Genomic DNA, 14,020 nt, shown 5'->3' on the forward strand with positions numbered 1-14,020 from the left:
ATTACTCCTTTTTACCAACTTTCAACGCTTTCTCAATTTCATCAGATTTGTTCTGCTGAGCGGTAACAAACAACCTGATTTGTTCCTCAACCCTTTGAACGAGATCATCTGTTTGTCTGAGAAGATCCTCTGTCGGCACCAAATCCTTATCTTTATAAAATTCTAGAATTGACTGATCAACGGTGTATCTGCCTTTAATCTCATCTATATCAGCCTGGAATTTTGAATAATCTTTGTCATATTCACGTTGCAAAATCTCAAGGTGCGAAATCAGTGAACTTTTGCTGTCAGAAAGCTGCCTTGAACGATTCTCCAATTCTGCTATCTGTTTTTCTAACTTTTCTACTTCCTGTGCTGTCCTGTCGTTATCCTGTTGAAGATTTTGTATCTTGTCTCTTCTTTCACGTATGCCTTCCGTTTCAATATACGGTACCGAAAAACCGGAAATGCTACCGGATGAAGGCATTTCATGTTCTAATGAAGAATCTTGATTAAAATTGAATGGAGACGTTCCAAATCCCGTATTTTGTTCAATTAGCTGTTCCTTCGACACATCCGGTTGAGACTGTGCTTCCGGTTCTCTGGCACTTGTTGATTCCTGCCTTGTTCCCACTGTTGGAAACATATCAGCAAAGAGCGGCATAGTATTATTCGAAGCATTCCCTGTAGTCTGCTGATTTACGCTCGGCTGCTGTGAATTCAAATCAGAATCATGAAGCAAACCAGAGTCGCTTTCACTATTAAATCCTCCGACAAAAATATTCGCATCGTCAATAGGATTTTCCACAACTTCAGAAGGTTTGGAATCAGATGAAGTAACTGTTTGTTGCGGAGTGCTCGAAAATGCTCCACCAAAGAATTCAGGAACGGTTTCCTCTTGTACCGATGGTGCATCCTGTCGTACTTCAGTCGTATTTTCTGGATCAGATAATACTTTACCTTCAACGTTAACCTTATATATACGCATTCCAGCAGGATTCAGTTCTATTTTTGTCTCTCCGGGTTGGAATGTAGATTCATCCCCCAGCGTACCATCCTTCCGAGTGACACTCATACGAAATGGTTTGTTGCTTTTTATTCTAAAGTAAGCCGGACAACCTGCAATGGTAGGACAAAATGTAATGGTATTTTTTTCACTATTTTCTTTAATAATAAAATTATTTAATCTATATTCAGTGCCATCCGTTCGGAGGTCAACCAAATCAACCTCCTTATTATCGATTTCCAGCCAAATAAGGAATTGCGCATTTTTACTTTCAACAACTTCTTTATATAGCCCAAAGCTGATATTATCCTTTGAATTCCACTCAAATTGCATCTCTGTTTCCATCTGCTTTCTTTTTAAACTGTTTCCAAACTTCTATGCCATTTTTAGATGGAACGCCAACCATATAAACACTGTCTTTTTCCACATCAATTTCTATGTTTCTTTTAGTCGTCCCATTATAATAGTCATTAAATACAGGTTTGTAACGGTCTGTCATTAAGTATATATTCTGATTTGATGATCCTCTGTAGGGTTTCCCATCATCCAATTCTTTTATATAATGACCATCAATCAATATGTCTGCATGCAACAAAAGCCTCTGAACACCGTTTTCGTTTTTCTTATCCAATTCTTCCTTCAAAAATCCGGTATAGATGATTACCCCGTAATCTCTCTTGGCTTTTATTCCATCTATCATTGTTGCAAGTTCTTCAGCCTGAAGAAACGGCTCACCACCACTGATAGTGATTCCTTCGGTATCACTAACCTTCAGGAAAACATCTCTCAATTCTTCAGCAGTCATTTCCTTGTATTGTCCGGCATTCATTTCCTTCGCCAAACATCCATCACAAGAAAAACAACATCCATGAACCCACAACACAGATCTCAAATTTGGCCCAAGAACCGATGTTCTTTCAATAAAATGTGATATTCTCATAAACCCATACATAGTTAATAAATCAGAGTGTAGCTTCGGAAATCTTTCAACTTCCAGAAACTCCCCCCATTAAAGTACGTTAGCACTGAAGTCCATAGTTTCTTACTATCGTCGCCAATCCGCCCTGATATCCTTGTGCAACTGCGTTGAACTTCCACTCACCATTGTGTCTGTATATTTCGCAGATAACAAGCGCTGTTTCAATTGAAAATTCCTCAGCCAGATCAAATCTAAGCTGATCCTCGCCTACCGTATCAAACTCATTTGCCAGCTTTGCAACTCTGATATAAGCGCTCGAAACCTGACCAAAATTCTGGTGATTATTTTCTGCATCATAAATAGATACGCAAACAGCTATCTTTTCAATCTCCGGCGGGATTTTTGTAAAGTCAATGATAATCTGCTCATCGTCACTATTTCCATCGCCACCTTTAACCTCATCTCCCTGATGCACAACAGCATTATTTCTACTATTCAAGTTTCCGTAGAATATGAAATCCTCATCCCTTAAACACTTTCCATTAGCACCTATAAGAAATGCCGAAGCATCCAAGTCAAAATCTACGCCATCATATTGATTGGTCTGCCATCCCAATCCAACCAAGGCAAGCTTCATACTATTGTCGAGAGTAACTCTCTGTCCCTTCTGTAGATTTATAGCCATTTTTTCATCCTCCTGTTTTAGTGATATTTATTAACAAGTGCCTCTAAACCACCTGAGTAGCCGGCACCAACCGCATTAAACTTCCATTCGCCGTTATATCTGTAGATTTCACATACAAGCACAGCAGTTTCAATAGAGAATTCTTCACCAAGGTCAAACCGAAGCTGATCTTCTCCGACCGTATCAAATTCATTGCTCAGTTTGGCCACCCTGACAAAAGCATTTGATACTTGGCCGAAAGTCAGTCTTTTGCTTTCGTCATATATAGATACACAAATTGCTATTTTCTGAATCTCATCCGGAACTTTGCTGAAATCAATGATTATCACTTCGTCATCTCCTTCACCAGCTCCCGTAAGGTTATCCCCCTGGTGAACAACAGCTCCATTTCGAGTATTAAGATTGTTATAAAAAACAAAATCTGAATCTAAAATCAATTTATCATTAGCACCCAGTAAAAAAGCTGATGCATCCAAATCATAGTTTCCTCCGGTCTCAAACTGGTTAACATCCCAGCCAAGTCCTACAAGAGCCAGCTTCATTGAGCCATCCAAACTTACTCTCTGACCTTTTTGTAAATTAATCGCCATAAAAGCACCTCCTACTTATTTGTACATTGCAGTCAATTTATCAACATGACTAGCACTTTGAACCGGCTGACCAATCGCATTGAACTTCCACTCGCCGTTGTATCGATAAATTTCTCCGACAATAAGCCCTTCCATACCATAGTAGTTGTCAGAAAGATTATAACGGCAGATTTCATTGTTCTTATCCATATCCACCAGTCTGATAAATGCATTTTGTATCATACCGAAATGCTGCTTGCGATCAGATGCCGAATAAATGTTTACAACAAATACAATTTTCCCAACTGAAGGGCTAACCTTGCTTAAATCAACCATAATCTGCTCATCATCACCATCACCAGCTCCCGTAAGGTTATCCCCCTGGTGAACAATAGATCCGTCACTTAACTGAAGATTACGATAGTACACTAAATCCATATACTTACCATTGCTATCGCAAAGAATTGCTGAAGCATCGCAATCAATGTCCTGCGGCTTTGCTTTAAATAATCCAAAAAATCCACCATCAGAACCGCTCCGCTTCGCTTCATCCCAACCCAGACCTACCATAATATGTTTAAGTCCTATTCCGCCTTTTGTGAGGTCTATTTTTTGACCTTTTTGTAAATTAATGCTCATAACTTACCTCCTCTTTTCAGGCATACATGTTAAGTAATAACTGTAATCTACTTGCTTCCTTAACCGGTTGTCCGATAGCATTAAATTTCCATTCTCTGTTGTAACGGTATATTTCTCCAACCACCATGCCGGTCATGCCATAATAGTTCTCAGAAAGATTGAACTTACATATTTCAGCGTTATTTTCCAAATTAACGAGCCTTATAAATGCATTCTGAATCATTCCAAAATGCTGTCCCCTGACATTTGCATCATAAATATTTACCACAAATACAATCTTTGCCACATCAGCAGGAACTCGATTTAAATCCACCATAATCTGCTCATCATCACCCTCACCTGCGCCAGTCAAATTATCTCCCTGATGCCGTATTGCTCCACTCTTGTGAGTTAAGTTTCCAAAATAAACACAGCAGTCATTTGCTTCTCTTCCATACAGTTTCCCATTTGCATTCAAAAGAATAGCCGACGCATCACAATCGATATCCTGAATTTGCTGTTGTGAATGTGATTTAAATAGTCCAAAAAATCCACCACTACTTTGTTGGGGTGCAGGCTGTGCCTCATCCCAACCTAATCCAACCATAATACGGCTAAGTCCTCCACTGCCTTTCGTAAGATCAATTTTCTGACCTTTTTGCAAGTTTATACTCATTTTGCAACCTCCTTTATAAAATTAGTTTTGTTTTCAATCTTTTCTACCGGTTGTTTTTCATATTCCAACCATAATTCTAATAAATCTGAACATTTATTTAATATAAAAATCTGATATTAATATTAGTTTTCACATGATTTGGGATAAGTTATATGCATTCAGTTTTGAAATTATATCTTCAAAATCCAAATACTGTATCATTGCTATCGCACCTGCTTGTTACCAATTTACAACGCCTTCACAAATGAAAATATAAATAAAGATGTAATTACCATTAATGCAAACATTTTGTTTCCTACGAAATCACTGATTATACCACCACTATCTAGTGCAGTATATGGAAGATTTATAAAAGAGCCAAAAATATTTATTGGACATCATACTAATGTCTACCTCTCCTCCTGCCACCATTCAACTTATAAAGACACCCTAAACCAAGTTCAATGTCAGGTCTCCACCAAACAAGTTCTTTAGAAATTCCTGATTCACCAGTTTAGATTCCCAATTAAAGATCATAAAAATTAATCCAGCTAACAAAGGCAACTTCTACAAGTTAATCTTCTACCCTTGTGATAAATTAATGGTCAAATACCTTTTTCTTCCTTCTATTTCTTACTAACTAAACATTTACGTAACAAATCAACCGGAATCATTGTTGCTGACAAAACAATTGTTATTATCCATCCCATAATTCCAAACGGCACACAACTAAACATATTTCCTATCCATGTAAATACTACAAACGGAACTACGGCTGCATTAACAATAATTGCCTGTACAATTACTATGGTAAACCATACTTTTAAGAAACCTGGATTTGCATTAAGATTTTTAAAAATTCCAAAACCTTCATCACGTACATTAAAGCCATTAAACAATGCTGCTACAATAAATAAAACAAAGTATGCTGTATATTTCTGTGCATCGTTTTCAAAAAACTTATCAAAGAAAGGTGCTTTTAAGAATAAGAAACTTATAATCGTTAACCATGCCCCCATAGTAAGAATTTGAAAAAACATTTTCTTGCTAATAATGCTCTCGTCTCTTCTTCTAGGTTTCTCTAACATATATTTTTCCAATGCAGGTTCATTACCAAGCATTATCGCTCCAAGTCCATCCATTACAAGATTTACAAACAACAAATGTGTGACTTTAAGCGGTTCTTCAATGCCGAAGAAAGGACTAATAGCACTTACAATAACTGCTGCTACATTAATTACCAGCTGAAATTTACAGAATTTCAATATATTATTGTAAATTGTACGTCCATATAAAATAGCATCTTTAATTGACTTAAAATTATCATCAAGAACCACTATCTCTCCTGCTTCTTTTGCGGCTTCTGTTCCACTACCCATTGCAAAACCGACATCTGCTCTCTTTAATGCAGGTGAATCATTAACGCCGTCTCCTGTCATCCCGACAACAAGATTCATTTCCTGACAAATTCTAACCATTCTTGATTTATCTGTAGGAAGAGCTCTAGCTATAACTCTGATATCCTTTATAATGGCTTTTAACTCATCATCCGACATTTGTGCAAGTTGTGCAGATGTTAATGCCACATCTTTTTCGTTTTGAATAAGACCTGCATCCTCTGCAATTGCAATTGCTGTTTCAAGTCGATCTCCCGTAATCATAACAACTTGAATTCCAGCATCCTGTACTTCCTTTATAGCATCTTTAGCCTCTGGTCTTACATCATCTCTTATCGCAACAAGTCCAATAAGGACAACATCATCATTAATACAATCTTGAACCATTTTCCTGTCAGAATATCCAAAAGCCAATACTCTCATTGCCCTTGAAGCAAGTTCATTTATTTTTTCATTAAGAGCATCTGTACTTAATTCAACAACTTCTCCATTTTCATTTAAAGCTTTAGTCGCTTTTTCAATAAATTTTTCGGGGGCACCTTTATAAAATGTCTGATTCAGATCTGTAATTTCAACTTGGCTAAACTTATTAGCTGAGTTAAAACCTTGCGAAACACCTGCAATATAAGTTGTATCACTACTGATAAGTCTATAATTATCTTCACCCAAAAATCTCATTAATGCCTGATCGGTTGCATTACCACCTATTACCTTGTGTGATCCATCATACATTGATGCTGAATTCATTCCAATAGCAACATCAAGCATAGTTTTTATCTTACCGTGGTTTTTTATTTCATCGAATGGAATAGTATCGCCATTTGCAGTAAAAAACTCAACAACCTCGAGAGAACCCTTGGTTATTGTTCCCGTCTTATCACTAAACAAAATATTCAAAGAACCTGCCGTTTCAATACCTACAGCTTTTCTTACTAATACATTGTGTTCTAACATTTTCTTAGTATTCTGCATTAACACTAAAGAAATCATGAGTGGAAGTCCTTCTGGAACTGCACAAACAATAATAACTATTGCAAGAGAAACAGCCTCCACTAAATCCTGTACAATATTTGTCCAACCAGTAGCGAAATAAGCTCTGAATCCGCCAACATTAACAATAAAGAAGGCAATATACAACAATGTAATCACAGCTGCACCAATGTAACCAAATGTTGATATCTGTTTTGCAAGTATGCCAAGTTTAACCTTCAATGGTGAATCTGGTTCTTCATCCTGCATATCTTCAGCCATTTTACCCATCATGGAATTTAGGCCCACCTTACACACATCAAGAACCCCTTCTCCGTCAAATACTACCGATCCTCTAAATAAAGAATATTCATCTACAAAAACATCTCCTGTTATTTCCTCAGCAAATATCTTATCTTCAGCAGTTGCAAACTTCTTACATTCCTCTGCTTCACCGTTCAAAGCAGAATTATCCACTCGCAAATCACCATCAATCAAAATACCATCTGCCGGTATTTTGTCTCCAGATTGAAGAAGCACCTTATCCCCCACAACCACATCATCTACATCAACAATAGTAACCATGCCATTGCGATATACTTTACATGTATCCTTCTTCTGATCCTCTTTCAATTTTCTATATGCGGTATCGCTTGCCACACCAGTTTTCGCTGATACGATGGCAACAATAATCACAGCCACAATCGTACCTACTGGTTCATAAATTTCTGCATATCCAAAAAAGAACATAACAATCATTATACCTGCAATTACTAGCAATATTTTAATCATAGGATCTCCAAAGGTCTCTTTGAATTCATCCCAAAATGTGGTTGGTTCTGAATCTGGGATAATATTAGAACCATTTTTTTCTCTCGATGTTTTAACCTCACTGTCTGTCAATCCGTTATACTTCATTCTCATTCTCTCCTACATTTGTATTAATATTTCTTAATATATAACAATATAAATTTCCTCAAACTCTTGGCTAGTAACATTATATTGTTTTACATTTATCTTTATTTGCCTCTAAAATTAAGACGTTTGAAGAAAATTATGATATGTTATTTTTATCTCTTCTATAATTCTTTCTAAAATAGCCATATAAAAACTTACTTACATATGCAATATTATCATAAATAAGAACGCATAACCGTTCCATGCAAAACTGACATTTTACATTGCATTTTCGACAAAAAACAAAACAGCCCGACATTCCTCCATCCAATTGACAAAGTTCATATCGAGCTGCCTCACGTTTTATATTATTTTGTTACTTAATTCAATAACTATATATCATTCCTCTTTAATGAGATACCTTTTCGTTTGTTTTCCTACTTATACCCTTTCTCCTTCTCATACGCTATTATAAAATCCCGGTTTGCCAGTTCGTATTTATTAAATACTACTGTGTCGTCAAAATCATCCGGCTCGACCGTTCCATGATACCAGCTTTTGGAATTGAAATATGTCTGATAATCGGCGTCTTTGAACTTTCTCCCATGACGGGCATACAGTTCATTGCATGCCAGACGGATCTCATCCGGTGTTAATCCATCCAGATCATCCTCTGTCAAATATTCGCTGTCACTATATGGAAGAATGTAGTCATTGGAAGAATCATCTTCTGATGTTGGATTATAATAAAACGGCTCATACGCTCTACCGCTATATTCACATTCATCCTCCAGATTATCTACACTTAACTGACGAGGATAATAGGATGGTCCTGCAACAGAATATATCTTACCAACTATGCACAACTCACCATCCTCATTTACATAAGGTACCGCATCCCGCACATTGGATAAAGCAACCGTCCAGTCATAGGTTTCTTTCAGAAAAGAATCCGTACCTTCCATATCCTTATATGTATTGGTAAAACAACTATCCATTGCATCCTGAACGTTTTTTTCATATGAATCTTCATCGATATCCAGATAAGCCAGCACGTCATCCTTTGAAAGAAGTACATCTTTACGAAGATTGATCGTATATACATAAAAATCTGTATATTCATTTGCATCAAAATCCACCCGCACAACTACTGACAACAGATCCTGATAAACAGACCATTCGTATCCGATTGCAATACATCCTGTACTATATTCTCCCGCTTTCGCCATATAATCATTTCCGAGCTTCTCTATCTGTGTATTTACATTTTCACAGGCGGTACTGTCATAATTTATGTATGGTAAGTGGTATACAACCTCCCCATCTTTCGTCTGCACTTTCCCGGACATTTTCGAATCAACAACCATGTGATCCGAATACGTTTCCGGCATTTCACCGGTTCCAAATCCCACTTCTTTTTCTTCCGGAAGTGCGGATGCCTTGCCGTCTGATCCTGCTGCAGAAGAAGCCTCCTCTGATGTTTCCGTGTCAGCACCTGTATCCGTACCGGTTGTTTCATCCGTTTTTCCGGTTTCTTCTGTCACGGTTGTTCCGGCCTTTTTGCTGCTGCCATCAGCATCTTTGTTTAAGGAAAAACTGCACCCCATGAGGCTGCCTGCCAGTGCCATACTTAATACTATAAATCCTGCTTTTTTTCTCATCCTTTTTTACCCTCGTTTCTCATTATTTTTTACGCAAAAACCGCTTCTATTTCAACCCCAAGCACATCCCCAAGCGTTTCTGCCACCTTTTCTGCGGCATAAAGTTTATAATACAGTCTGGAATCCTGTTCTCCCATCTGGAAATATCCATCGATGATCGTATCAGAAACAGCCACTGCATAATATACTTCTCCCGGTACACTATCCTGATTGTTTGGATCAATATTGCCCGTTGTACCGGTAATACCGATTCCAATATCTGCACGATATGCCTGTTTACAGGCTCTCGCCATTGCCCGCGCTGTTTCTTTGGAATAGACACCATAAGTTTCTATCACAGCTTCCGGAACACCCTGCATGATCTTTGCTTCGTTGGAATAGGTTACAAATGCCCCCTTTAATATTGCAGATGCCCCTTCAGTATCTGTGATCAGGGAAGCGATCTGCCCGCAGGTGATACTTTCCATGGTTGTAATCGTCATTTTCCGGTCGATCAGACAGCCTGTCAAGTGCCTGTAATTATTCCGTATTACCTTTTCCATCTGTTCATCCAGTTTTTTTCCTGCCATTTATCCTTCCACCTTTGTTGCCTTTATTTTTAAAATCCACCATTCTGATAAGCTCGTGCAATTACATAAGATGGCTCGTAATATGCGCTACAATTATAGTTATCAATTACATCACAGATGGGGTCATTATAAACTCGTACAATTCCGTCTACCTCACTTTCATCAGGCAGCCCTGTATCATAAATAAGCCGCAAATAAACTTTTCCCATTTGCAATGGACTTGGTATTTTTTCTACTAAGTCAACATCAACATTTGTAACATCATTTTCTCCGTTTTTCAGCGCATATTCTTCAATCCAGTCATCCTCTACCTGCAATGGATTCTCCGAATGAAGTACATTTGCCACACTAAGCAAATGCTCCAGATTCTTCTTTCCAATTTGATTTACTACATAACGATTTTTCTGGTGAATCCTTCTGGCAACCCTTTCAATCATATAACATACAAAATAAACATCATCTTTCTGTATTCTTTCTTCAGGAAAATATATGTTGTTCATTATATGCTTTCACTCCCTTCAAATCTTAGAGTTTGCAGAGCTCGTTCTGTGCAAAATACAATCTGATGTGTGGGATATTTAAATTTCACCAACTCCCAAAATGCATCTTTACTTATGACTTTTGCCATATAATCTTCTACATAATCCCATACCTGATCATCTGCCATAGGACCTTCTACTATATCATACGCATGTTCTATTCCCAATCTGCAATCTACAACAAACTGTAGCCAATCTTCTGTCATTTCTTTAAAAGAACATACATTCAAATTCATATCTTCTCTGTAACTATATCTGTTAACAATTGATTTGCCTCTTTTGGTATAGGCCCATCGCTTTGCCTGTTTTTCAATATTTGTACAATAGAATCCATATCCAAAATCTTTATAATGTCCATTTATCATAATTCTAGGATTTTGTACAACCAGATTACTACCATGGTATAATATCTGTTCCCTCACTATATACAAACCTCCTGTCCATATCTTCCGTATCCAGCGTCATATTTATTATAATATATTCACAAAAGGATTTCCACAAGTGGAAATCCTTCTGTCATTTCTATTTATTCTAGTTCTTCTCCACCACCAGGATCTCCTCGCCGTTCTTCACCTTTCCTGTCTTTACCGGACGCAGTTTATAGCCATCCGGAAGCTCTGTTATAATGACAGGGGATATTAAGGATGGCGCATGCTTCTTCAGATAAGGAAGATCAAGCCGCATGATCGGCTGTCCGGCAGCCACTGTCTGTCCGGTCTCAACCAATGCGTCAAAGCCTTTGCCATTTAGCTTTACCGTATCGATTCCGATATGGATCATCACACCGATTCCCTGTTCCGTTACCAACCCTATGGCATGCTTCGTGTCAAAGACAAAAGCAACTGTTCCGGCAACCGGTGCAGTTATTTCAGAATTCGCTGGCAATACAGCGATTCCATCACCCATCATTCCACTGGAAAATGCCTCATCCGGCACCTTCTCCAGTTCACATACCTCGCCTGTAACCGGACTCAATATAGAGACTGTATTATCATCCATATGCTTTTTCTGTCTATTTCTTGCATTTCTTCTGTTCTTCTCTTGGCCTGCAACGACATCCTCTCTTTGTCCTCCCACGTCTGCAATAACCGCTTTCTCATCATCCCCCTCCAGATAATCTTCCAGATTGGATTTGATCACGGACACCTTCGGACCATAGATAACCTGTACGCCATTTCCTTTTTTCACCACACCGGATGCTCCGCTTGCCCGGAGAATATCTTCTTTTACAAGAGCTGCATCATATACCGTACAACGCAGTCTGGTTGCGCAGCAGTCAATATCCGATATATTTGCCTTGCCGCCAAGCCCTTCACAGATCAGCCTGGAAGTCTCCATCTGTGGGCTATGATTCCGGAAAATATCCGTATTCCGGTCATTGTCTGATCCCTGCTCTCCGGCATTTTCTCCATGCTTTCTGGCATCTACATCACTTCGACGATATAATTTTACTTCGTCATTGTTATCTCTACCCGGTGTTTTCAGATCAAACCGCCGGATCAGATAATAGAACAATACATAATATACGATAAAATAACCGATACCGACAATAACGATCCAGATCCAGTTCGTCTTTGCATTTCCTTGCATGATGCCGAACAGGGTAAGATCGATCAGACCGCCGGAGAAGGTCATTCCCACACCGACTTCAAACATATGCATCAGCATATAAGCAAAGCCTGCCAGAATACAATGGATTCCATACAGAGCCGGTGCAACAAATAAAAATGTGAATTCCAGTGGCTCTGTAATACCTGTGATCATGGCTGTAAGGGCTGCGGAAAGAAGCAGTCCGCCTGCTGCCTTCCGTTTCTCCGGTGCTGCTGTTTTATACATGGCAAGAGCCGCTCCCGGCAGGCCGAATATCATAAGCGGGAATTTACCGGACATAAATCTGGTGGCCGATACCGCATACTTTGTAACAGATGGATCCGCAAGCTGTGCAAAGAAGATATTCTGCGCTCCTTCTACAACACGCCCGCCAACCTCCAGCGTTCCTCCGACCGCAGTCTGCCAGAATGGTAGATAGAACACATGATGCAGGCCAAATGGTATCAGCAGACGTTCCATAAATCCATATACCCAGGTTCCTGCATAGCCGGAATTTAAAACCAGATCACCTACGGTATAGATGCCTTTCTGGATTGCCGGCCAGATAAAGAACATCAAAATACCAACTCCGGTATATACCAATGCTGATACGATCGGAACGAATCTGGAACCACCAAAGAAAGACAACACCTGTGGCAGTTCAATCTTATAAAAGCGGTTATGCAGGGCAGCCACACCAAGTCCTACCAGGATACCGCCAAATACACCCATTTGCAAAGATGTGATACCGCAGACAGAAACAACCGCCCCTGCAAGCATTGATTCCGTACCACCATTTATCGTGATCAGCGCACTGATCGATGCATGCATGATAAAGAATGCAATAGCCGCTGATAGCGCAGCAACTTCCTTCTCCTTTTTTGCCATACCGATCGCCACGCCCATGGCAAACAGGATCGGCAAATTGGCAAATACCACATTTCCTGCCTCACTCATTACCTCAAATACAGCAGCAAATATCGTTCCCGGCCCAAGGATCCGCATCAGCCCATATGTTTCAAGCATGGTTTCATTGGTAAATGAGCTTCCGATTCCAAGCAGCAGTCCTGCCACCGGCAGGATCGCAATCGGAAGCATAAACGACCGACCAACCCGTTGTAATATTCCAAATATTTTATCTTTCATATAAAAAATCTCCCTGTTTCACAGATACATTCATACGAACTAGTATCTGCACAACAGAGAGAATCATTCTATTTTTATGAAAAAACTTCTTCTTTGTATGGTCTTCCGATCTTTACGACTTCTCCATTATCCAGAGTTACGGTTGATCTGGAATAATGCTTGACGTGCTGACGGTTGATAATACAATTACTGTTTACACGGACAAATATCTTCGGAAGATTTTTCAAAGCATTTGTCAGCGTAATATACTGCACATAATCACCTCTTGTTGTACAGTATCTGGTGAGACGATCATCTCTGTGAATACAGATGATCTCCGAAGCTGAAAAGATATTGATCGTTTTCCCATAGCAGACCCGGATAAAATTACTTTTGCTCATATTCAGGCGCTTGATCGCCGTATCAACGGCATGCACCAGCTTGATATCTCGGTTTCGCTTCATAACACAATTGCAGTGCTCCACGTCATAGATATCCCAGCCATCCGGAATATGGTCTGCATAAAATATAATCTTGCAATTTGGAACAGAACGATTGATGGCTCTGGCCAGACAGATCCCGTTATAGTGCAGATTGTCAAATACGATCTCCGTAATAAATATATCACAGGAAAAAGTACTTTCTTCTACATCTATAGACGCTTCTTCCGGCAGATACAATTCAAACTCTACATTATCCAGATCCATACGGGATTCTATAAAATCCTTCACAGCTTCCACTTCATGCATAGATGAATCACATATACCAATTTTCATTTGTATAACACTTCCCTCTCATTTGAATGCCACTTGTAAATTTTAGTATATTTCTTAGATATATGC

Annotated in this window: 13 protein-coding genes; all 13 read right to left on the bottom strand. The window is 38.9% G+C overall.

Annotated elements, in window-relative coordinates; translation table 11 throughout:
- Nucleotide 1: 1 nt before the first annotated feature.
- Nucleotides 2–1,330, bottom strand: coding sequence for a hypothetical protein (locus WKT03_RS05430; protein WP_340391084.1), 1,329 nt, complete (start codon nt 1,328–1,330; stop codon nt 2–4).
- The gene (locus WKT03_RS05435) at nt 1,308–1,937 is read right to left on the bottom strand and encodes a 4Fe-4S cluster-binding domain-containing protein (protein ID WP_173804732.1); all 630 of its coding nucleotides are present in this window, start codon (nt 1,935–1,937) and stop codon (nt 1,308–1,310) included. The genes WKT03_RS05430 and WKT03_RS05435 overlap by 23 nt, the downstream gene beginning before the upstream one ends.
- Nucleotides 1,938–2,004: 67 nt before the next feature.
- A complete protein-coding gene (locus tag WKT03_RS05440; protein ID WP_173783966.1) occupies nt 2,005–2,589 on the bottom strand; it encodes a TerD family protein in 585 nt (194 codons plus the stop codon).
- 17 nt (nt 2,590–2,606) lie between these two features.
- Nucleotides 2,607–3,179 carry a TerD family protein gene (locus WKT03_RS05445; RefSeq protein WP_173783965.1) on the bottom strand — a complete coding sequence of 191 codons (573 nt, stop codon included), beginning with the start codon at nt 3,177–3,179 and terminating at the stop codon, nt 2,607–2,609.
- A 15-nt stretch (nt 3,180–3,194) separates the two neighbouring features.
- Complete coding sequence (locus WKT03_RS05450) at nt 3,195–3,797, bottom strand: TerD family protein (protein ID WP_173783964.1); 603 nt, start codon at nt 3,795–3,797, stop codon at nt 3,195–3,197.
- A 16-nt stretch (nt 3,798–3,813) separates the two neighbouring features.
- Nucleotides 3,814–4,452 carry a TerD family protein gene (locus WKT03_RS05455; protein WP_173783963.1) on the bottom strand — a complete coding sequence of 213 codons (639 nt, stop codon included), beginning with the start codon at nt 4,450–4,452 and terminating at the stop codon, nt 3,814–3,816.
- 605 nt (nt 4,453–5,057) lie between these two features.
- The gene (locus tag WKT03_RS05460; protein ID WP_340391087.1) at nt 5,058–7,715 is read right to left on the bottom strand and encodes a calcium-translocating P-type ATPase, PMCA-type; all 2,658 of its coding nucleotides are present in this window, start codon (nt 7,713–7,715) and stop codon (nt 5,058–5,060) included.
- 416 nt (nt 7,716–8,131) lie between these two features.
- Entirely contained in the window at nt 8,132–9,355 is a 1,224-nt protein-coding gene (locus WKT03_RS05465; RefSeq protein ID WP_340391089.1) for a YARHG domain-containing protein, read from the bottom strand.
- A gap of 29 nt (nt 9,356–9,384) precedes the next feature.
- Nucleotides 9,385–9,924, bottom strand: a complete 540-nt coding sequence (locus WKT03_RS05470; RefSeq protein ID WP_021943386.1) for a CinA family protein — start codon at nt 9,922–9,924, stop codon at nt 9,385–9,387.
- A 29-nt stretch (nt 9,925–9,953) separates the two neighbouring features.
- The gene (locus WKT03_RS05475) at nt 9,954–10,424 is read right to left on the bottom strand and encodes a hypothetical protein (RefSeq protein WP_021943387.1); all 471 of its coding nucleotides are present in this window, start codon (nt 10,422–10,424) and stop codon (nt 9,954–9,956) included.
- Complete coding sequence (locus tag WKT03_RS05480; RefSeq protein WP_340391091.1) at nt 10,424–10,885, bottom strand: DUF3990 domain-containing protein; 462 nt, start codon at nt 10,883–10,885, stop codon at nt 10,424–10,426. Before WKT03_RS05480 ends, WKT03_RS05475 begins: the two co-directional genes overlap by 1 nt.
- 109 nt (nt 10,886–10,994) lie before the next feature.
- On the bottom strand, nt 10,995–13,199 hold the full coding sequence (locus tag WKT03_RS05485) for a PTS transporter subunit IIABC (RefSeq protein ID WP_340391092.1): 2,205 nt from the start codon (nt 13,197–13,199) through the stop codon (nt 10,995–10,997).
- Between the two features lie 74 nt (nt 13,200–13,273).
- Entirely contained in the window at nt 13,274–13,954 is a 681-nt protein-coding gene (locus WKT03_RS05490) for a LytR/AlgR family response regulator transcription factor (RefSeq protein WP_117808394.1), read from the bottom strand.
- Nucleotides 13,955–14,020 lie beyond the last annotated feature (66 nt).

Source organism: Coprococcus sp. HCN-4056 (assembly GCF_037892645.1).
Taxonomy (GTDB): domain Bacteria; phylum Bacillota; class Clostridia; order Lachnospirales; family Lachnospiraceae; genus Coprococcus; species Coprococcus ammoniilyticus.